A 19,943-nucleotide genomic window follows, 5' to 3' on the forward strand; every position below is an offset into this window, starting at 1 on the left:
ATGTCGAATGCACCGCTCGCCGTGGAGGCTCGTCAACTGACCCGGGACTATCCCGGCGTCCGCGCACTCGACGGCGCCGACCTCGCTTGTCGCCCCGGACGCGTACACGCCCTCCTCGGCGAGAACGGTGCCGGCAAGTCGACGCTGGTTCGCTGCCTGACCGGTAATGACCGACCGGACTCGGGCGAGATCCGCATCGACGGAGAGGCCGCCGACCTCGCGTCGCCGCGCCACGCGTTGGACCTCGGCGTCAGCGCCGTCTACCAGGAGCTCACGATCCTGCCCGAGATGAGCATCGCCGACAACGTGATGCTCGGGCAGGAGCGGAGTAGCCGCGGGTTGCTGCGCCGCGCAGACCAGCAGGCGGTCGTCGCCGATGCGCTCGCGCGGGTGCAACTCGACTCGCTCGATCCGGCGATGCTCGCGGGCGAAGTCTCTCTCGCCAACAAGCAACTCGTCGAGATCGCCCGAGCGCTGGTGCGCAACTCACGGGTGTTGATCCTCGACGAGCCGTCCGCGGTGCTTTCGGGCGACAAGCTCGAAGCGCTCCATTCGGTAGTCCGCAACCTGGCGTCCGCGGGTACAGCAGTCCTCTACATCACGCATCTCCTCGATGAGGTCGCCGAGCTCGCCGACGACGTCACCGTCCTTCGCGACGGACGAACGATCTCGACCGGATCGGCACAGGACTATCCGGTCGACCGCATCGTCGGCGAGATGGTGGGCCGCGACATCGCGCCCGACACTGACGATCAGCGCGAGCTCGGACACGTCGTACTGCGGTGCAACGGGCTCGCGCCCAAGGCGACGACACGTGCGGCCACCCCGCTCGACCTCGAGGTACGCGCCGGCGAGATCGTCGGCGTCGCCGGACTGGTCGGATCCGGCCGCAGCCGGATGCTCAAGACCGTCGCCGGTGTGCACGCACGCGCGGCGGGCAGTGTCGAAGTCGATGGAGAACAGGTCGCCGCATCGGTACGTGCAGCGGTTGACGCAGGAGTGGTGTTCGTACCTGAGGAGCGAAAGACCGACGGACTCGTGCTGTCCATGACGGCCGCTGCGAACATGACGCTCACCGACTTGGGAGCAGCCGCGACCGGCGGCTGGATCGCGTCCGAGAAGGAAGAACGCATCTTCGGCGAGGAGCGTGCCCGCCTCGGCATCCGGACCAGCGGACCGGATCAGGTCGTCGGACAGTTGTCGGGCGGTAACCAACAGAAGATCGTCATCGCGAAGTGGCTACGGCGCAACCCGCGCGTACTGGTCATGGACGAGCCGACCCGTGGCGTCGACATCGGCGCCAAGGCAGAGATCTACCGAATCGTACGAGAGCTGGCCGCGGCGGGGCTGTGCGTCATCTTCGCGTCGAGCGAGCTGCCGGAGATACTGGCGCTCGCCGACCGGACCTTGGTCTGCAGAGACGGCGGCGTCGTCGGCCAGCTCAGCGGAGCCGAGATGACCGAGCACTCGATCATGGCCCTGGCGCTCGCCGTGGAGGCCGCATGAGTACGACAGCGACCGCCGACCGCCTGTCGACAGCTCGAACCACGACATGGGTCCGTAACGGAATCCAGCGCGGGTACGCCGCCTGGGTCGTCGTGGCCGCCATGGTGGTGGGCCTGACGCTGCACGACGCGTCGGTGTTCTGGTCGAACGCGAACATCGCCAGCGTCTTGATGACGACGGTCGTTCTCGGCCTGGTCGCCCTCGGCCAGCATGTCGTCGTGCTCGGCGGAGGAATCGACCTTTCCGTCGGTTCCATCGCTACGCTCGCCGCACTGCTGACGGCCGTCCTCATCGACGGGTTCCCGATCCGGACGATGCCGGTCATCGTCCTTGTCCTGGTAATCGGCGCGGCGATCGGGATCGCACACGGCCTCCTCGTCGGCTGGGCGGGCCTGGCTCCGTTCATCGTCACGCTCGCGACGTTCTATGTCGTCCAGGGCGCCGCACTCGAGGTCAGCTCGACACCCGCCGGCCAAGTCACCAGCCAGCTCGGTGACTTCGCCGTCGGGACGATCGGACCGATTCCGTACCCGTTCGTCGTACTCCTGCTCGCCACCTTGGTCGTCGCCTTCCTGCTCAACCGAACGGTGTTCGGGCGCCATGTCTTCGCCGTCGGCGGCGACGCCGACGCAGCCCGATCCATCGGCATCCCCGTGACTCGCGTCCTCGTGGGTACGTACGTCATCTCCGGTGTCCTCGCCGCTGTCGCCGGCGTCATGCTGGCAGCACGCGCGACGCTCGGCTCCCCCACGGCCGGCGAAGGACTCGAACTCTCTGCGATCGCCGTCGTCGTCATCGGCGGAGCCTCGCTGCTCGGCGGCCGCGGCACCGTCGTCGGCACACTCGGCGGCGTCGCCCTGCTCGCGCTCGTCACCAGCTCGGTCACCCTGCTGCAGCTGCCGTCGACCATCACCGACCTCGTTCGTGGCCTGGTGATCGTCGCCGCCGCGGCCGTCTTCGTGACGAAGGCGCGTCGATGACCGGGTTCATCGACGGCCACGCCCACGTCTTCCGACCCGCGACCGAGGTCCCGCGAGTTGTCGACGACCTCGCACCAGCTGACCGCGCGGCCAGCGTCGACAACTTGCTGGCGAATCTCGAAGACATCGGCGGCAGCGGCGCGGTGCTCGTCCCGCTCGGCGTCGAGGATGCGACCGCAGCGGCAGCCCTGGCCGATCACCCCGGCCGCTTCGCAGCCGTCGCCGTCGCCGGTCCGGACGACGTCGGGCCCGATGGTCCGGCACATCTCGCGGCGCGCGCCGAGACGTACCCGTTCGGCGCGGTACGGATGATGTCGTTCGGCTCACCGGGTCAGCCCCTGGTCGATTGCCCCGCATGGCCGACTCTCCAGTTGATGGCTGAACGCGACTGGGTGTTGTGGTCCTACCTCGGGCCACAGCAGGCGCCGTATCTGCTCGACCTCGTTGCCGCACTCCCGACGCTTCGAATCGTGCTGAACCACCTCGGTTTCACACCGGTCGATATGCGCGTCGACTCCCACCGTCGGCCACGCTTCGCGGGCGGTCTCACCGATTCCGCCGTCGAGCGGGTCCTGCGGCTGTCCGATCACGAGCAGGTGCAGCTGATGGTGTCCGGCCACTATGCGCTTTCGGAGACAGAGCCGCCGTACGACGACCTTCGTACCGTCACCCGCAGGCTCGTCGGTGCGTACGGCGCCGAGCGCAGCCTGTGGGCATCGGACTCCCCGTGGCCCGCGACCGTCCCCGGCTACTCCGACACGTTCCATGTGGCCGAGCAGCTACTCGGATCGCTGGATGCCGCCGCACATGCCGACATCTTCGGCGACACGATACGCAGACTTTTCCCCGACAGTTTCCTGGAGACGACCTGATGCCTCGAGTAACACACACCGCTGAGGCGATGCCGCGATCCGGTATTCGCGCGATCATGGACCTCGCCTGGTCGCTCGACCAACCAGTGATCGGTCTGCACGTCGGCGAGCCCAGCTTCGACGCACCCGACCACGTGGTCGAGGCGGCGCGCCGCGCGTACGCAGACGGGCATACCCATTACGTACCGAACGCCGGCATCGACGCACTGCGTACCGCCATCGCCGCGAAGATCACGAACCTGAACGGGTACGAGACGACGCCGGAGCAGGTGACCGTCTCGGCCGGTGGTGCGCAGGCGCTCCATCTCGCGCTGTCGTTGACGATCGGCGCCGGCGACGAGGTCCTCGTACCCGATCCGGGTTGGCCGAACTTCGCCATGTCGGTCGAGCTCCTGCAGGCCAAGCCCGTGCTCTACCCACTGCGACCGGAGCGGTCGTTCCGACCCGACATCGACGACCTCGAGCAACTCGTCACCGAACGCACGAAGGTGCTCATCGTCAACACGCCTTCGAACCCGCTCGGAAACGTCTTGGACGCGGCCTCGGTCGAGTCACTCGTCCGGTTCGCGGAGCGCCACGACCTCTGGGTGCTCTCCGATGAGTGCTACGACGCCCTGACGTTCGAGCCCGACCACATCAGTCCGGGCCGGTTCGACACCGATGGTCGCGTCCTGTCGGCGTACAGCTTCTCGAAGACGTTCGCGATGACCGGTGTTCGCGTTGGCTACCTACGTACGCCGCTCGAGGTCGCGCCGACAGCGGCCAAGCTGCAGGAGCCGATGCTCGCCTGCGTCAACGCGCCCGCACAGTACGCGGCGCTCGCGGCGTTGGAGGGGACACAGGCGCCGGTCGACGAGATGCGTGCGGCCTATGCCAGCAGGCGAGATGCCGCAACCGAACGCCTGGACGAGCTGGGCATGGGATACCTCCGTCCGGAAGGCGCCTTCTATCTGTGGATCGACGTGCGAGACCGCGTCGGCGATGACACCGAGCGATGGGCGCTCAGCCTGCTGCGCGAGCGGTCCGTGGCGGTCGCACCGGGTACGGTCTTCGGCCCGTCCGGAGCAGGCTGGGCGCGTGTCTCGCTCGCCAGCGACACCGACGCGTTGCTCGAAGGACTGTCCCGGATCGGAGATCACCGATGACGGCCGCCGATCTCCCGTCGGCGAACGGTCGGTCGAAGCTGATCGCGATCCTTCGCGGCGGCAACGGTCACCATCTCGAGACGGTCGCCACCACACTGATCGCTTCCGGAATCGACTGCTTGGAGATCACCACCAACACGCCAGGTTTCGAGAAGGCGTTGTCGACGCTGCGCGAGCGGTACGACGACGAGGTCCGTCTCGGGCTCGGCACGGTCCGCTCTGTCGAGCACGTGTCGATGGCGACTCGGCTCGGAGCCGAGTTCGTCGTTGCACCGACGACCCAACTGGAGGTCGGGCGTGCCGCGAAGGATGCCGGACTCGAGTGGTACCCCGGCGCGATGACCCCGACGGAGGTCGAGACCGCTTGGCAGGCAGGTGCGGATGCCGTCAAGGTCTTTCCCGCAGCACAGGCGGGCGGTCCGGCCTTCGTACGCGCGTTGCTGGCGCCGCTCGACGACGTGCGAATCATCCCCACCGGCGGGGTCGACGTCGAGAACGTCACCGACTACCTTCGCGCGGGCGCCGCTGCGGTCGGCGTCGGGTCCCCGTTGATCGCAGACAGTCTGCACACCGGCGATCTGGACGATGTGGCACGCCGTGCCGAACAGTTCAGGCTGGCCGTTACGGAGGTTGCCCGATGAGGTCCCTGGTCACCGTCGGCGAGACGATGGCGCGACTGAGCACACCGTACGTAGGCCGGCTGCGGCACGTACGCTCGCTCGATCTGGGCATCGCGGGCGCGGAGTCCAACGTCGCCATCGGTTTCGCCCGGCTAGGTGGCGACGCATCCTGGACCGGCCGCGTCGGGGAGGACGAGTTCGGCGCGCTGGTCGAGTCGACGATCCGCGGGCAAGGAGTTCGTACCCGAGCAGTGCACGATCGAGACGCACCCACAGGCCTGATGCTCAAGGAACATCGGTCCGCCGATCTGAGCAATGTCGTGTACTACCGGGATCGAAGCGCCGGAAGCCGGCTCGCGCCCGACGACCTCGACGAGGCCGCGATCGCGTCCGCCGACGTCGTCCATCTGACCGGCATCACCGCTGCGCTGAGTACGACCGCACTCGAGGCAGTGCACTCTGCCGCTGCGGCCGCGCGATCCCGGAGCACGGCGCTGTCCTTCGATCTGAACTACCGTGCCGCGCTGTGGTCGCCCGCCGACGCATCGAAGACGCTGCGACGGCTGGTCGAGACCGCCGACATCGTCTTCGCAACCGAGGATGAGGCGCGCCTGATCGTCGACGGAGCCGACACCGCCGAACTCGCTCGTGCCCTTGCCGCGCTCGGCCCGGCCGAGGTCGTGATCAAGCGGGCGGAGCGCGGCAGCACCGCGGTCATCGATGACGAGCTCCTCGAGTCGCCCGCGGTACCCGTGACGGCGATCGATCCGGTCGGCGCCGGTGACGCATTCGCCGCCGGCTACTTGTACGAACGGACGAACCACGCCGATCCCGAACGCCGCTTGGTCACCGCCTCGCGTGCCGGGGCGTACGCCGTCACCGTCGACGGCGACTGGGAAGGCTCTCCGACGTACGACGAACTCGGCGCGTTGGCCGCGGGCGGGGGCACTGTGATCCGCTGACGCACCTCGGCAGGCAGCGCGGTTGTATGATTATGCAATGACGTGCATACTTGCACCTATGTCCAAGGTGCTCACTTCTCTGCCCGTCGGTGAACGCGTCGGGATCGCCTTCTCCGGCGGTCTCGACACCTCGGTTGCGGTTGCCTGGATGCGAGAGAAGGGAGCGGTGCCCTGCACGTACACCGCAGACATCGGCCAGTACGACGAATCGGACATCGCGTCGATCCCCGGCCGCGCCACGGAGTACGGATCCGAGGTGTCGCGCCTCGTCGACTGCCGGGCGGCGCTCGTCGAGGAGGGGCTCGCCGCGCTGACCTGCGGCGCGTTCCATCTGCGGGCCAGCGGGCGTACGTACTTCAACACCACGCCACTCGGCCGCGCTGTCACGGGCACGATGCTCGTGCGCGCGATGCTCGAGGACGACGTCCAGGTCTGGGGCGACGGCTCGACCTTCAAGGGCAACGACATCGAGCGGTTCTACCGGTACGGGCTACTCGCCAATCCGGCGCTTCGCATCTACAAACCGTGGCTGGACGCGGAGTTCGTCCACGAGCTCGGCGGTCGTACCGAGATGTCGGAGTGGCTCACGGCCCGTGACCTCCCGTACCGCGACAGCACCGAGAAGGCGTACTCCACCGACGCCAACATCTGGGGCGCGACGCATGAGGCCAAGGCGCTGGAGCACCTCAACGCCGGGATGGAGATCGTCGACCCGATCATGGGCGTCCGGTTCTGGGACCCCGAGGTCGAGATCGAGGCCGAAGACGTCACGATCGCGTTCGAGCGTGGCAGGCCGGTGACGATCAACGGCAAGGAGTTCGGCTCCGCGGTCGACCTCGTGCTCGAGGCCAACGAGATCGGTGGCCGGCACGGGCTCGGCATGTCCGACCAGATCGAGAACCGCATCATCGAGGCCAAGAGCCGCGGCATCTACGAGGCGCCCGGCATGGCCCTGCTCTTCCACGCGTACGAGCGGCTCGTCGCAGCCATTCACAACGAGGACACCCTCGCGGCGTACCACAACGACGGCCGACGGTTGGGTCGGCTCCTGTACGAGGGGCGCTGGCTCGACCCACAAGCGCTGATGCTGCGCGAGTCGCTGCAGCGGTGGGTCGGCACCGCGGTCACGGGTGAGGTGACGCTGCGGCTCCGGCGCGGTGAGGACTACTCGATCCTCGACACCTCCGGCCCCGCGCTCAGCTACCACCCGGACAAGCTGTCGATGGAGCGTACCGAGGACTCGGCGTTCGGTCCGACCGATCGCATCGGGCAGCTCACCATGCGCAACCTCGACATCGCCGACTCGCGCGCCAAGCTCGAGCAGTACGCGACGTACGGCATGGTCGGCACTGCGCATCCGGCGCTGATGGATGCCACCCAGTCGTCGACTTCGCTGATCGGCGCGCTGCCGGAGGGCGGCGCGGACGCAATCGCCTCCGACGGCACGGCGCCCGAGGGTGACGAGTTCCTGGACTACGCCGCAATGGAGGCGGGGACCGACTGACCCCACCCCGAGTCGTTGCCGTGCCCAGCGACGGCAGCGGTCGTACGCGCGTCGCCGCGCGACCATTCGTACGATTCGGTCTATGGACTCTCCTGCGCTGAACCCGATCCGGATCGCACGACCGACCGCGGACTTGGCGGCCGCCGAGCGGTTCTGGGTGGAGGGTGTCGGGCTCGACGTCATCTGGCGTACCGACGATGCGGAGCTCGGACCCGATGAGCACCGCCTGGTCATGATCGGCTGGCCACAGGCGGCGTGGCATCTGGAGTTGGTCGATGACCCGCGGTCGGCCCAGCGCTCCCAGCCGTCCGAGGAGGATCTGCTGGTGATCTACCTCGGTGCCGCGATCGAACCGGCGCTGGAACGCCAGATCACAGCCGCAGGGGGCCGGCGGGTCAGCGCACGCAATCCGTATTGGGATCGCTGGGGTGTGACCTTCGTCGACCCGGACGGCTATCGGTTGGTACTGAGCCACCGCACGTGGGCGCCCTGACCCGCTGGGCCGCACGTTCTTGCCCCGTTTTCGCCTGGTTCGGGGCTGAAACGTGCGGCCCAGCGGGGAGTGGTTAGGCGTTCTCCTTGCGGAAGGTACGCGTACCCCACCACAGCGCAACAGCGAACAGGCCGAGGCTCCACAGCGTGCCCGCCATCAGGTCGCCGGTGCCGAAATCGCCACCGAACGCACCTCGTACGGCATCGACGACGTGCTTGATCGGCATGAAGTCGCTCGCGGTCTGCAGCCACTGCGGCCCGATCGTCATGGGCAAGAAGATGCCGGACAGCAGCAGGACCGGCATCATCACCATGTTGACGACCGGCGCCATGACGTCCTCGCTCTTGGTGGTCAGCGCGAGCGCGTTCGATGCGGCTGCGCATGCGCCGCCGATCAGCATCGTCAGCAGTACGCCGAGCACCATGCCGGCAATCGATGCGTCCATGCCCATGATGTAGCCGAGCACCACCAGGAGCAGGGCTTGTACGAGCAGCTGAAGCAGATCACGGCACAGCCGCCCGACGAGCAGTGCCGTTCGGGAGGCGGGAGTGACTCGCTCGGCTTCGATGACGCCCTCACGCCATTCGCCGATCAGGCTGAAGCCGGCGAAGAACGCACCGAACATCCCGAGTTGCACCAACAGACCGGGTACGAAGAAGGTGTAGGCGTTCTGTGCACCGAACTCGGTGACCAACGGCTCCAGCAGCGGACCGAACAGCAACAGGTAGAGGATCGGCTGCAACGCGCCGATGATCACCCAGGCGGGGTTGCGGAGGTTCATCCGCAACTGACGGCGGAAGACGATGAAGCACTCGCGCGCGAAAGTCACTGGTCTGCTCCCGTCATCAGGGCGTCCTCGGAATCTGCATCGCCGGCGTGGCTCTTATCGGCCGCCTCGGCGGCATCCTCGGCATCGCGGAGCGAACGCCCCGTGAGCGTCAAGAAGACGTCGTCGAGCGTCGGACGATGCACCTCGATCGAGTCCAGGGTGATGCCCGACTGGTCGAGGTCACGTAACAAGCCGGGAGTCACCCGGCCGGCGCGCTGCACGCGTCCGCGTACGTGTTGGTCCTCGATCTCGACGCCCGGATGCCCGTCTCTCGGTGGCTCGGCGATCGTGCCGAGCTTCTCGGCCGCGACGGTGAGCTGGTCGGGATCGCTGACCTCGAGATCGATCAGGTCACCCGCGACCTGGGCCTTGAGGTTCTCGGCGGTGTCGGCCGCGACGATCTGACCACGGTCGATGATCAGGATGCGGTCGCTCAACGCATCGGCCTCGTCGAGGTAGTGCGTGGTGAGAAAGACCGTCGCGCCACGGCGGGTACGAAGGTCGGCGATGTGCTGCCACAGGTTCGCCCTCGCCTGCGGATCGAGGCCCGTGGTCGGCTCGTCGAGGAAGACCAGAGTCGGATCGTGAATGAGGCCCATCACGATGTCGAGGCGGCGCTTCTGCCCACCTGACATGTTCTTCGGCATGCGGGTCCACAGACCGTCGAGCTGCAACTGCTCGAACAGCTCCTTGCCGCGCTTCTCGACCTCGGCCTTCGTACGCCCGTACAACATGCCGTGGTCCATGACCTCTTCGCCCGCGCGCGCCGCGCTGAACGTACCACCCGCCTGCGAGACGTAGCCGATGCTGCGGCGAACGTCCTGCGCTTCACGCACGACGTCGTACCCGGCGACAGTCGCCTCTCCGGCCGTCGGCTTCAGCAACGTGGTGAGCATTCGCAGCGTGGTCGTCTTGCCTGCGCCGTTCGGGCCGAGGAATCCGACGACCTCGCCCTCCTCGACCTCGATGTCGACGCCGTCGACCGCGCGTACCTCGGTCTTGTCTTTGCCTTGTCGGGTGTGGAACGTCTGTACGAGTCCACGGGCACGTATCACAAGGTCTCCTTTTGGGCGGGCTGCCCAGTATGCGGCGCATTGACGCTGCGTGGCGAATGAATTCTCGAAGGGACAGACGGTGTACGCGCGCAATTCTCATCGGCGGCGGTGACAGTGCCTCGACACAGGCAGAAGCCTGCTGCCAGTGCCCCGCACTAATGGCCGCAAACGATACCCTTGCCCCGGGAGGCAGAACGTGAAGGATTGGATGACGACCGAAGAGGCGGCCGCCGCCGTCGGCATCAGGGCAGACACCTTGCGCCACTACGCCCGCAGCGGGCACGCGCCGAAGCCGGAGCATTTCGGGCGGATGCTGATGTGGAACCGCAAGACGATGGAGGAATGGCAGGCCAACAGGCCGGGGCGCGGTGCGCGTACCGACCTGAAGAAGCGCTCCTCGGACTGAGCGGGCGCTACACCTAACTGCGGCGTCGGCGGTCCGAGGCGTTCAGGGCGACCAGGGCGGCCACCAGACCGCCCCAGATGATCACCATGGCAACGATCATCATCGCGACCGCATCGCCGTTCATGCGTCCTCCTTCGGCTGCTCGATCGGCGCCTCTGCCGGCACCTCGAGCGATGTCTGTCGTCGCCAGGGCACGAGCGTCGCCAGCAGCCCGACGACGATCACGCCTCCGGCGACGCCCCAACCGAGCGTGTTGACCATCCAATCCGGATAATCACCGTCGCCGTACGTGGTCTCGAGGTTCTTCCGGAACTGGTCCACCAACACCCAGATCAGCGCGGCCGGCGTGATCACCGAGACCAGCCCTCGCCACACGAAGCCGAGTTTGAGGGAGCCGTTGCGGTTGAGATGTTCGGCGAGTGCCGGTACGACGCGGAAACCCCACGCCAGCGCCAGCATGCTGACGACCGCGACCAGCAGGATGCCGAACTGGTTGATGAAGTTGTCGATGATGTCGAGCGAGTAGAGGCTCGTCGTCGTACTGAACAACAGGATGCTCGCGACCGCGGCAGGTACGCCGACCACGAGCACCGCCGCAATCCGCGGGAGCTCGAACTTATCGCGCACGGACGCGATGACGACCTCGATCACCGACATCAGCGAGGTGATGCCGGCGATGACGAGGGAGACGAAGAAGAGAACTCCGAGCAGCGCACCGGCGGGTGCCTCGTTGATGATCGTCGGGAACGCGATGAACGCGAGACCGATGCCGCCGTCTTGGGCTGCCTCGCCCGGATCTCCACCCGTCGACGATGCGATGAATCCAAGTGCCGCGAAGACGCCGATGCCGGCGAGCAGCTCGAATCCGGAGTTGGCGAACCCGACGACGAGGCCGGAGCCGGTCATGTTCTCGCGACGATCGACGTACGCGGAGTAGGTGATCATGATGCCGAAGCCGACCGAGAGCGAGAAGAAGATCTGGCCGTAGGCCGCGATCCAGACCTCGGTGTTCTTCAGCGCACCCCAGTCGGGTGTGAAAAGCGCGTTGAGGCCCTCACCAGCTCCGTCGAGGAACAACGCCTGGACCACGAGCGCGACGAAGGCGACCACCAGGACCGGGATGAAGATGACCGAGAGCATCCCGATGCCCTTCTGCACCCCCATCGCCATGATCACCAGGAGGACGACCCAAACGAGCACGAGCGGGATCAGCAGACCGCTGACGAAGTCCATCGAGATGCCGGGATCGCCACCCTCGAGGAAGTCGGCGCTGAAGTACGTCGCCGGATCGCTGCCCCAGGACTTGTCGATCGAGAAGATCGCATACACCGCGGCCCAGCCGATGATCGCCGCGTAATAGATGGCAATGACGAAACAGATCGCCACCTGCCACCAGCCGAGCGGCTCACCCTTGCGACTGATGCGAGCGAACGACAGCGGCGCCGAGCCGCGGTTGCGGTGACCCAGGCCGTAGTCGAGCATCAGGAACGGAAGCCCAGCGGTCAACAACGCAACGATGTACGGGATCATGAATGCCCCGCCGCCGTTGTCGTACGCGACGTACGGGAAGCGCCAGATGTTGCCGAGACCGACGGCCGAGCCGATCGCGGCGAGGATGAACACCCGGCGACTCGAAAACGCGCCGCGCTTCTTCTCTTCGGCGGGGATTCCGTCGGTGCTGGCTGTCATGGCGTTCCCTTCGTACGTTCGGCCGGCGGCGACTGTACCGCCCCCGGATCGCCGAACCCGCGGGCCGGTCGCCCTTGGAATCCGCGTACGTGCGTCGTCTACGATCCTGCCCATGCGATCTCGGACTGTCCAGTACATTGCCGCGAGCGTGGCGACCAGCTGCATCGTCACGCTGCCCGCGTACGCGGGTGCCGCCACCGCCGACTCGACCGCCGTGGGCCAGGAAAGCTCGCGCGCTGACGGGTCGTGGAAACGCATTTCGCCGCTATTGCGCGTCAAGGGCAAGTACTGGTGGGCCGATGAGCGGCCACAGAAGCGCTGGATCTTCAAGTTCCATCGCACCAAGAAGAAGCACACCGGGAAGCGCCAGGTTCGCGTCCGCTGGCAGTACGCCAAGGGGACTGCCGAGCCGAAACCCGGCCGCTGGAAGAACCGCATCAAGCGGATCCGCCCCGGTGGCGATCGACGGATCGCCTTCCGGAGCAAGCGCTGCGGCGAGAAACTCGGCCTGCTCGTCGACGTGCACGTCCGACGGAACAAGCCGAAACACCCGAAGCGCTGGGGTAAGTGGCAGTCCACCGTCGCGATCTACTCGAGCCAGGGCTGCAAGTAGGACCGACCCCATCTCAAGGGACGGCATTGACGGCGGTGCCTGACAAATCCAGACACCGCCGTCGCGCGCTCGTCACCGGCTGCGCAGTCGACCGCCGAGAGCGTACGCCCCGACGACCAGTCCGGCTGCCGCCAGCACGATGTCCTTGAACACGTACTGCGCGGTGAGAGTCGGCCCGTCGGCGAAGAGCTCTCCCGGAAACAGCACGAGCGGCGACATGATGCCGACGAGTGCACCGGCGAGGACGACGAGACCGACGCGCAGGAAGCGTCCGGACGTCAGAGTCAAACCGATGACGGTCTCGGTGACGGCGGTGAGCAGCAACGCCACCGAGCCGGAGATCATGCCGAACGTCAGCTTGTCGATCGTGTCGATCGATAGGTCCTCGGCAGGGCTGACGCCGGGGAAGAACTTCAGTACGCCGAACGCCAGGAACGTGATGCCGAGGCTCACGCGCAGGGCGGTGATGCTGTGCTTGTTGAGCCATCCGGCGAGCAGGTCAACTGCCCGCTCGAGCGGGTTTCGTACCTGGTTCGACGAACGCTGTCGCGGCGGCTCGAGAACGGTGTGTGACATGGCAGGTGCTCCGTTTCCCTTGTCTGGTTGGCGATTCCAGAGTCGCGAATCTCGGAGCGTTTGGAATCCCGCACCTGACGGCACCTGACGTGCGCTCTGCGAGGTAACCACGGCACGGTCGGCGTACGCCACGCGGGGACGGCTCGACAGCTGCTCGTACGTAAGGCTGCGTATCGAGCCGTCGCGCCGCTAGGTCGTCAGACTCGCGATGCCGTGACGAGGACGACGGGATCCTCCTGGCCGCGCCACGTACCCGTGAGACACGGCCCGTCGGCAGCGCCATCGGCGCGTACCGGCAGATGTCGTACGCGCAGTTCAGCGCTCGGCGTACGGCACACCGTCACGTCTCCCTCGTCCGCATAGGCGAGGTCGCCGACGGATAGCCCCGCAGGTATCGCAACCGCGTCACCACTGCCTGTGACGCGCGCGGTCTGCTCGCGCGCAGTAGGGCCGTCTGCACCTTCGACCAGCTCATCGGCCTGCGCGCGAAACCCTGCTATCGCGGCGGCGATTGCGGCGAGGTACACCGGGTCGCTGCAGGCGTCATACACCCAGCGCCTGCCGAGTACCGAATGCTCCATCGTCGCGATGAGCCCGTCTTCTGCTCCGTCCAGCGGTGCGTGGCGATACGTCAACGGCATCTGGATTACGTGCCCATCGCCCGTACTCACCAGCAGGGTTTCGATGCCGACGTCGCCTGCCGGATCGTCGAATCTGTACGCTCCGACCGAAGCAAGCTGTTCTCGCACCGACGGGTACCACGGCCGGCTCGGCAGCCAGTCCGAGAGCATCTCGAGCTTGGTGGGACGAAGTTCAGCGCGATGGATGATGGCCACGTCTCGAGCGTAGTGCGCCACGAGAAGGTCGCGCGGACTGCAGTTCGTGTTCTACGTTGGGCGCCCGTCCAGCAATGAGGTGGAGCACATGCATTCCCGAAAGCTCGCCGCGTCCGCGCTCGGCGCGACCCTCGCCGTCACCGTCGTCGCACCCGCGACCACTGCATCGTCGGCAGGTGCCGACGAACGGTCGTCCACCGCAGCGTCGGCGTCGGCGTCGGCGTCGGCGACCAAGGCTCGCGAGAAGCGGTACGAACGTAAGGTCCGCGTGTACACGAACAAGGCGCGTGCTCGCCACGACCGCAAGCGCCTGAAGAAGAACAAGTGTGTCGACAAGTTCGCCAACACCTGGGCCCGCAAGATGGCGCGGCGACAGGAACTCGAACACCAGTCGCTCGGCCCGATCGCACGTAAGTGCAACCTGCGAATGGTCGGCGAGAACATCGCGTACGGCTATCCGAGCGGGAAGGCCGTCGTACGGGGCTGGATGAACTCGCCCGGCCATCGGGCGAACATCCTGCGTCGCGGTTACCGGCTCCTCGGCGTCGGCATGGCGCGGGACAAGAACGGTCGACCGTGGGCATCGCAGGTGTTCGGACGACGCTGAGCGCTCCGGCGCAACTTCGGCTCAGACTCGGTAACGTGCCCGTATGGCAGATCGCGCGGAGCAGCCGCGTTGGCGGCGATGGGCGCGTTGGCTGCTGTTGCTCGCGCTTGCCATCGTGTGCGCGCGGATCATCCTCGGGCTGATCGGTTCCGTCGACTGGGACACCGTAGGTACGGCACTCGGCCATCTCGCGCTGTGGCAGCTACCGGTGCTCGTCCTGGTCGTCATGGTCCGGCAGGTGTTCAACGCCTGGCCATTGGCGATCTTCATTCCCGGCCTCGGCTTGCCACGGGCCGTCGTCAACGACCAGGCATCGATCCTCATGTGCACGATCGCGCCGCCGCCGTCGGATCTCGTGATCCGCGTGACGATGTTCAAATCGTGGGGCGTCGAGGTGTCCCGTGCGCTCGCCGGCGTCGTGATGAACACCGTCTCGTTCTACATCACGCGCTGGTACGCGCCGGTGATCGGCTTCGTGCTCGTCTTGTACGACCGCTTCGACCAGACCTTCGGCTGGGCCGCGCTGTTGGGCGGTGCGGCGGCGCTCGCACTGCTCATCGTCGTACGCATCATCGCGAGCGGTGAGCGCGCGGCCCGCTGGGTCGGCACTATTGCCGGCCGCATCGTGCAGCGCGTGCGGTCCAGCGTCGATCCGCAGGCGTGGTCGGATGCGGTGTCACGTTTTCGCGGACACGTGATCACCAAGCTGCGCAAGGGTCTGCCGCGTAGCCTGTTGTCGCTACTGGCGATGATGGCGGTCGATGCGCTGGTCCTCGTACTCGCGGTCCGCTTCGTCGACGTACCCGCGCATGCTCTGCCCGCGGTCGAGATCGTCGCGGCGTACATGGTGACGTACCCGCTCACCATGTTCCCGGTCTTCGGCATCGGCATTCTCGACGCGGCGTCCCTCGCGATCATGGTCGGCTATGCCGGAGTCGCGTACGAGCCGTACCTGATCGCGGCACTGGTGGTGTGGCGGATCGTCACGATCGCTACGCCCCTCGTACTCGGTGCGCTCGCCATGCTGATGTGGCGTCGGATGCGCCCAGTCGCGCCGGATGCGGCTCTGGACGCCGATCTCCCGCGGAGTCGGTGAGAACTTCTCGTTGCCCCACTAATGCGTAAGTGATAGCTTACGGATTATGAGCATGGCAACCGCCGAGGCGTGGACGGCGATGGGCGACCCGACCAGACGCGAGATCCTCGCGACACTCACCACGCGGCCGCTTTCGGTGACCGAACTGGCGGCGGCCTTCCCGATCAGCCGTCCCGCGGTATCGCAGCATCTTCGCGTCCTCAAGGACGCCGAGCTGGTTCGCGTACGCCAGCAGGGCCGGCAACGCATCTATGAGGCCGAGCCGAAAACCCTGGCCGCGCTCAAGAGCGAGCTGGAGTCGTTCTGGCAACAGGCGCTTGCGAACTTCAAGCAGATTGCCGAACAGGCAACGACGGAGGGCAAATCATGACCGATACGACCACTGACGCAGTCGTACGACTGGACGTCGAAGTCGCAGTACCCCGCGAGCAGGCGTTCCGACTGTTCGTCGAGGAGTTCGACCGGATCAAGCCGCGCGAGCACAACCTTCTCGCGGTCGACATCGCCGAAACTGTCTTCGAGCCGCGCGTCGGCGGCCATGTGTACGACCGGGGCGTCGACGGCAGCGTTTGCGCATGGGCAGACGTGCTGGCGTACGAGCCGCCGAGCCGATTCGTGATCAGCTGGCGGATCAACCCGCAATGGCAGCTCGAGACCGCGCCCGAGCGGATGAGCGAGATCGAGGTGAGGTTCACCGAGATCGGCCCGGGGCGTACGCGCGTCGACCTCGAGCACCGCAACCTCGACCGGCACGGCGTCGGTTGGGAACACGCACGCTCGGCGCTCGACGGCGAAGGCGGTTGGCCGCTGTACCTGCAGCGCTATCAGCAGGTCGTCGCGGCGGTGTGATCGCCGCTACCGCAAGCGGCGAGCGCGGAGCACCAGGTCCTCGGCGAAGTGCCCGCTCGACTCGGGGGTGTCGACGCGCGGACGCTGCTCGTTGACCTCGATCTCCCAGGCCTCGTCGAGCAGTTCGGCGATCTCGGCCGGCGTGAAGTAGTCACGCGGGTCCGGGCCGTCCCAGTCGCGATGGTGGTGCTCGTCCATCGTCGACAGGTCGTGGCCGACGTACAGCAGCGTGCCTCCGGGTGCGACCGCGTCGATCAACCCGCGCGCTGCCTCGGGGTTGGCACGCGGCAGCGGGAAGTACTGCGCCGATACCAGGTCGAAGCTGGTCGGCGGTGGCGCGCTCTGTGTCAGGTCGCCGTGCTTCCAGGCGATCGCGTTGTCGTACGAGCGCGCGGCTGCGCGGTCGAGCGCGACCTTCGAGATGTCGACCGCCGTGACCTGCCAACCGCGTTCGGCCAGCCACACCGCGTCGCCGCCCTCACCGCATCCGACGTCGAGTGCCTGGCCGGGCTCCAGCTCGGCGGCCTCGACAGTCAGCGCACCGTTGGGCCGCCCGCTCCAGATCGACTCGCGCTCTTCGTACCTTGCGTCCCACGACTGCTCGTCCATGTGACCCAGTGTGCCCGACCGGATCACCAGATCGAGCCGATGCGCTCAGCGCTCGAGAATGCCACGGAGCGTCGCCAGGTCCGCCTCGACGGCCGCGACGTCGGAGGCGAACTGCTCGGCCGTCATGTCCTCGCGTCGGTGAATCGTGAAGATCACCTCTGCTCCGCCCTCAGCCGGCACTACACGGACCGGGTTATGGACGATTGCGCCGTCCGGCATGACCACGTCGTGGTCCAACACGCGATGCTCGTTTCGGGGCACGAAACGTACTTCGACAACGCCGAACGGCGCGTCGGCGATCCAGCGTCCGGCGTCTTCGCGGATACCGTCGGCCAAGCCCGCCGCCCACTCCGGCAGCTTGGCCGGGTCCGACGCGTAGGCGTAGACGTCATCAGGGTCGGCGGCGATGAACGTGCTCACATGTCTTGACTCGAAGCTCATGCGTACAGCGTTGCAGTGCTCGTCGATGCCGTCTTGAACGTATCGGCCGCATGTCCGTACGGCTCGCGCCCCGACTCCTGCACACCGATGAGTCCGGCCGTCCGACACCGTCAACCCTGTACGCAACGCGCCAGGAGCGAATGCGCTGGACTGGGGCGGGACTCGTGACCGAGGGGTTTGACCGTGGCTTCGATGGAGGATGTACGCCCACTGGGCGAGGAGTTGGAGCGTTCGTACGAGGTCTACGTGCGCGGCCGGCTGAAGTTCCGCGTCAAACAGATCGTCTACGTGGCGTTCTCGCTCGACGAGACCGTGATGGAGTTCGCGTTTCCCAAGGAGGAGCGGGCCGCACTCGTCGCCAGCGAGCCGCACAAGTTCCAGTTGCCCGCGGAGTCGGACCTGAGATTCAACTGGATTGCCTCCGATCTCTCGGCGCTGGACCCGGCCGAGGCGCGCGAGTTCGTCGTCGACGCGTGGCGCATGGTCGTGCCGAAGAAGGTCTCACGAGCGTACGACCTGACTCACCCCAACGGCCCCGGCTGAGGAATCGGTCTCGTCGGACGCCGGCGTGGCGGCTGAGTCCAGGATCGAACGCGCCCGTGCGGTGACGAGATTCAGGACTCGCTCGGTCGCGGCGACCTCATCGCTGGGCAGGTCACTCCAGATCGGTGCCGTCAGGTCCTTGATGTGCGCGCCGAGTCGGGCCAGCGTCTCGGCCCCGGCAGTCGATACCCGCTCCCCCGCCAGCAATCCGCGCTCGCTGAGCGACTCCACCAGGGCGGGAGCGTCGGTGAAGTGCGCGCGCTGCGCGACGACCGTCGCGAGCGGGGCGTCTCCGTCGTGCTGAGCGGCGATGCGCAACGTCACCCATTGGGGTTCCGTGAGGCCGGTGTCGGCCAACACGCCGCGCAGGATCGCGTTGAGGCTCTTCTCCGTCTCGCCGATGAGCTGGGGCCCGAAGCCGAGCATGGCATCCTCCTAGATTTGATGGGTGACCCAACGATATCAATGGTTGGGTCACCCATCAATATGATGTGCGACATGGCACTCGATCGCGTCGCAGGACTTCCGACCTGGCTGCTCAGCCGAGCCAACGCCCGCTCCCAAACGATCTTGGGAGACGCCTTTGCGGAGGCGGGCGTACGCGGCTATCACTACCGGCTACTGGCCGCACTCGCCCAGTACGGCGCCTTGAGCCAGGCCGAATTGGGTCGGCGTACCGGGATCGACCGTAAAGACGTCGCGATCGCAGTCGCCGAACTCGATTCCGACCAGCTCATCGCCCGTACGCCCGACCCCGACGACGCACGCCGCAAGGTCGTCTCACTCACTGCCGCCGGCTCGCGCTGCCTTCGCAAGCTCGATGGGGTACTCGGCCGCGTACAGTCCGACGTTCTTTCACCGCTCACTGTCGGCGAGCAGACCACTTTGACCCGCCTACTCACGAAGCTCGTGAACAACGCCGACGAGGCACACAACTGACCGACCGAGCCGGATTACCAGGCTCGAATGTCCCGACCACGCCTACCGCACGTCGGGCCACCCGAGGGCGTCCACCGAGCTGCCCGTGGAAAAGACTCGACCGTTGTCCATCACGACGAGCTGGTCGGCGACGCAGGTGGCGGCAAGGATGGCGACGTCGTTCGTCACCGCGAGCACTGCGGCGCCGGCATCGGCGTACTCGCGCAGGGTTTCCCAGACGGCGTACTTGAGCTCGAAGTCGAGGGCGGCAGAAGGCTCGTCGACGAGCAGGACGGCGGGAGCAGTGAGCAAGGCCGCGGCTAGTGCGGCGCGCTTGGCCTCACCAGCCGACACCTGGTGTGGATACAAGTCCAGTTTTCCCGCGGGGTACCGCGCCGCACCACAGGCACGCTCGACACTCCATCGGCCGTGCGTCCGCTCGAGCCCCCGCAGCTGCTCGCCGATGGTGTCCGCCGGATCGAACGCAGTGACTGCCTCCTGAGGAACGCAGCCGAGGGTGGCACTGCGTAATTCCTGCCACTTGGACTCGGTTTCGATAGCCGAGCCGTTGACCCGAGCTTGACCGGAAACTGTCGCGCTTGCCGGCAACAGGCCGCTGAGCGCGGCAACGACGATGGATTTTCCGGACCCCGGCCCGCCCAAGAGTGCAGTGAGCTGACCGTCTGGCACGACGACATCCACCGAGTCAACGACCGTCTCGCTCCACCGGCCAGTGTCGATATGAACCGTGAGGTCGAGCAGTTCCGCGCCCATGCTCAGGGAGCCTAATCGGC

26 protein-coding genes are annotated in these 19,943 nt (G+C 66.8%); 16 read left to right on the top strand and 10 right to left on the bottom strand.

Annotated features, from left to right (window positions below):
* The 8 genes from MU582_21525 to MU582_21560 all read left to right on the top strand — a co-directional run bounded on the left by MU582_21525 (nt 1) and on the right by MU582_21560 (nt 8,082).
* Nucleotides 1-1,506, top strand: a complete 1,506-nt coding sequence (locus MU582_21525; GenBank protein UPK74981.1) for a sugar ABC transporter ATP-binding protein — start codon at nt 1-3, stop codon at nt 1,504-1,506.
* Nucleotides 1,503-2,486 carry an ABC transporter permease gene (locus tag MU582_21530; protein ID UPK74982.1) on the top strand — a complete coding sequence of 328 codons (984 nt, stop codon included), beginning with the start codon at nt 1,503-1,505 and terminating at the stop codon, nt 2,484-2,486. Before MU582_21525 ends, MU582_21530 begins: the two co-directional genes overlap by 4 nt.
* Nucleotides 2,483-3,358 carry an amidohydrolase gene (locus MU582_21535; protein ID UPK74983.1) on the top strand — a complete coding sequence of 292 codons (876 nt, stop codon included), beginning with the start codon at nt 2,483-2,485 and terminating at the stop codon, nt 3,356-3,358. Before MU582_21530 ends, MU582_21535 begins: the two co-directional genes overlap by 4 nt.
* A complete protein-coding gene (locus MU582_21540; GenBank protein ID UPK74984.1) occupies nt 3,358-4,503 on the top strand; it encodes an aminotransferase class I/II-fold pyridoxal phosphate-dependent enzyme in 1,146 nt (381 codons plus the stop codon). Before MU582_21535 ends, MU582_21540 begins: the two co-directional genes overlap by 1 nt.
* Entirely contained in the window at nt 4,500-5,144 is a 645-nt protein-coding gene (locus MU582_21545; GenBank protein ID UPK74985.1) for a bifunctional 4-hydroxy-2-oxoglutarate aldolase/2-dehydro-3-deoxy-phosphogluconate aldolase, read from the top strand. The genes MU582_21540 and MU582_21545 overlap by 4 nt, the downstream gene beginning before the upstream one ends.
* Nucleotides 5,141-6,085 carry a sugar kinase gene (locus MU582_21550; GenBank protein UPK74986.1) on the top strand — a complete coding sequence of 315 codons (945 nt, stop codon included), beginning with the start codon at nt 5,141-5,143 and terminating at the stop codon, nt 6,083-6,085. The genes MU582_21545 and MU582_21550 overlap by 4 nt, the downstream gene beginning before the upstream one ends.
* A 58-nt stretch (nt 6,086-6,143) precedes the next feature.
* Nucleotides 6,144-7,589: an argininosuccinate synthase gene (argG, locus tag MU582_21555; protein ID UPK77219.1), complete on the top strand. Its 1,446-nt coding sequence runs from the start codon at nt 6,144-6,146 to the stop codon at nt 7,587-7,589.
* A gap of 82 nt (nt 7,590-7,671) precedes the next feature.
* Entirely contained in the window at nt 7,672-8,082 is a 411-nt protein-coding gene (locus MU582_21560) for a VOC family protein (protein ID UPK74987.1), read from the top strand.
* Nucleotides 8,083-8,155: 73 nt separating this feature from the next.
* Here MU582_21560 and MU582_21565 read toward each other — a convergent pair whose 3' ends face one another.
* On the bottom strand, nt 8,156-8,911 hold the full coding sequence (locus MU582_21565; protein ID UPK74988.1) for an ABC transporter permease: 756 nt from the start codon (nt 8,909-8,911) through the stop codon (nt 8,156-8,158).
* Nucleotides 8,908-9,966 (bottom strand): ATP-binding cassette domain-containing protein, encoded by a 1,059-nt coding sequence (locus MU582_21570; GenBank protein UPK74989.1) that lies wholly within the window; start codon nt 9,964-9,966, stop codon nt 8,908-8,910. Before MU582_21570 ends, MU582_21565 begins: the two co-directional genes overlap by 4 nt.
* A 208-nt stretch (nt 9,967-10,174) precedes the next feature.
* Here MU582_21570 and MU582_21575 point away from each other — a divergent pair, with 208 nt between their 5' ends.
* Nucleotides 10,175-10,372 (top strand): helix-turn-helix domain-containing protein, encoded by a 198-nt coding sequence (locus MU582_21575; protein UPK74990.1) that lies wholly within the window; start codon nt 10,175-10,177, stop codon nt 10,370-10,372.
* 13 nt (nt 10,373-10,385) lie between these two features.
* Here MU582_21575 and MU582_21580 read toward each other — a convergent pair whose 3' ends face one another.
* Together MU582_21580 and MU582_21585 are read right to left on the bottom strand one after the other, a co-directional pair.
* Nucleotides 10,386-10,496: a methionine/alanine import family NSS transporter small subunit gene (locus MU582_21580; protein ID UPK74991.1), complete on the bottom strand. Its 111-nt coding sequence runs from the start codon at nt 10,494-10,496 to the stop codon at nt 10,386-10,388.
* Nucleotides 10,493-12,061 carry a sodium-dependent transporter gene (locus tag MU582_21585; GenBank protein UPK74992.1) on the bottom strand — a complete coding sequence of 523 codons (1,569 nt, stop codon included), beginning with the start codon at nt 12,059-12,061 and terminating at the stop codon, nt 10,493-10,495. Before MU582_21585 ends, MU582_21580 begins: the two co-directional genes overlap by 4 nt.
* Nucleotides 12,062-12,173: 112 nt before the next feature.
* Between MU582_21585 and MU582_21590 the strand changes: the two genes are divergently transcribed.
* Complete coding sequence (locus MU582_21590; protein ID UPK74993.1) at nt 12,174-12,674, top strand: hypothetical protein; 501 nt, start codon at nt 12,174-12,176, stop codon at nt 12,672-12,674.
* A gap of 72 nt (nt 12,675-12,746) precedes the next feature.
* On the opposite strand, the gene MU582_21595 is transcribed toward MU582_21590, so the two are convergent.
* Nucleotides 12,747-13,250, bottom strand: a complete 504-nt coding sequence (locus MU582_21595; protein ID UPK74994.1) for a DoxX family membrane protein — start codon at nt 13,248-13,250, stop codon at nt 12,747-12,749.
* A 197-nt stretch (nt 13,251-13,447) separates the two neighbouring features.
* Complete coding sequence (locus tag MU582_21600) at nt 13,448-14,086, bottom strand: 1,4-alpha-glucan branching protein (GenBank protein ID UPK74995.1); 639 nt, start codon at nt 14,084-14,086, stop codon at nt 13,448-13,450.
* 88 nt (nt 14,087-14,174) lie between these two features.
* On the opposite strand from MU582_21600, the gene MU582_21605 reads away from it, so the two are divergent.
* From MU582_21605 to MU582_21620, 4 genes are read left to right on the top strand one after another with little or no spacing between them, the layout of a single operon-like run.
* Nucleotides 14,175-14,693 (top strand): CAP domain-containing protein, encoded by a 519-nt coding sequence (locus tag MU582_21605; protein UPK74996.1) that lies wholly within the window; start codon nt 14,175-14,177, stop codon nt 14,691-14,693.
* 43 nt (nt 14,694-14,736) lie between these two features.
* Nucleotides 14,737-15,789, top strand: a complete 1,053-nt coding sequence (locus MU582_21610; GenBank protein ID UPK74997.1) for a lysylphosphatidylglycerol synthase domain-containing protein — start codon at nt 14,737-14,739, stop codon at nt 15,787-15,789.
* 46 nt (nt 15,790-15,835) lie between these two features.
* On the top strand, nt 15,836-16,159 hold the full coding sequence (locus MU582_21615; GenBank protein ID UPK74998.1) for a metalloregulator ArsR/SmtB family transcription factor: 324 nt from the start codon (nt 15,836-15,838) through the stop codon (nt 16,157-16,159).
* The gene (locus tag MU582_21620) at nt 16,156-16,638 is read left to right on the top strand and encodes an SRPBCC family protein (GenBank protein UPK74999.1); all 483 of its coding nucleotides are present in this window, start codon (nt 16,156-16,158) and stop codon (nt 16,636-16,638) included. The genes MU582_21615 and MU582_21620 overlap by 4 nt, the downstream gene beginning before the upstream one ends.
* Nucleotides 16,639-16,644: 6 nt before the next feature.
* On the opposite strand, the gene MU582_21625 is transcribed toward MU582_21620, so the two are convergent.
* Both MU582_21625 and MU582_21630 read right to left on the bottom strand, forming a co-directional pair.
* On the bottom strand, nt 16,645-17,247 hold the full coding sequence (locus tag MU582_21625; GenBank protein ID UPK75000.1) for a class I SAM-dependent methyltransferase: 603 nt from the start codon (nt 17,245-17,247) through the stop codon (nt 16,645-16,647).
* A 45-nt stretch (nt 17,248-17,292) separates the two neighbouring features.
* The gene (locus MU582_21630) at nt 17,293-17,688 is read right to left on the bottom strand and encodes an SRPBCC family protein (protein UPK75001.1); all 396 of its coding nucleotides are present in this window, start codon (nt 17,686-17,688) and stop codon (nt 17,293-17,295) included.
* A gap of 192 nt (nt 17,689-17,880) precedes the next feature.
* On the opposite strand from MU582_21630, the gene MU582_21635 reads away from it, so the two are divergent.
* Nucleotides 17,881-18,231 carry a hypothetical protein gene (locus MU582_21635; protein UPK77220.1) on the top strand — a complete coding sequence of 117 codons (351 nt, stop codon included), beginning with the start codon at nt 17,881-17,883 and terminating at the stop codon, nt 18,229-18,231.
* Here the strand turns inward: MU582_21635 and MU582_21640 are convergent.
* Nucleotides 18,190-18,657, bottom strand: coding sequence for a hypothetical protein (locus MU582_21640; protein ID UPK75002.1), 468 nt, complete (start codon nt 18,655-18,657; stop codon nt 18,190-18,192). The genes MU582_21635 and MU582_21640 overlap by 42 nt on opposite strands.
* 72 nt (nt 18,658-18,729) lie before the next feature.
* Between MU582_21640 and MU582_21645 the strand changes: the two genes are divergently transcribed.
* Nucleotides 18,730-19,170: a MarR family winged helix-turn-helix transcriptional regulator gene (locus tag MU582_21645; protein ID UPK75003.1), complete on the top strand. Its 441-nt coding sequence runs from the start codon at nt 18,730-18,732 to the stop codon at nt 19,168-19,170.
* A gap of 42 nt (nt 19,171-19,212) precedes the next feature.
* Here MU582_21645 and MU582_21650 read toward each other — a convergent pair whose 3' ends face one another.
* Nucleotides 19,213-19,923, bottom strand: a complete 711-nt coding sequence (locus MU582_21650) for an ATP-binding cassette domain-containing protein (GenBank protein ID UPK75004.1) — start codon at nt 19,921-19,923, stop codon at nt 19,213-19,215.
* Nucleotides 19,924-19,943: the final 20 nt, after the last annotated feature.

It is taken from the genome of Nocardioidaceae bacterium SCSIO 66511 (assembly GCA_023100825.1).
Classification (GTDB): Bacteria; Actinomycetota; Actinomycetes; order Propionibacteriales; family Nocardioidaceae; genus Solicola.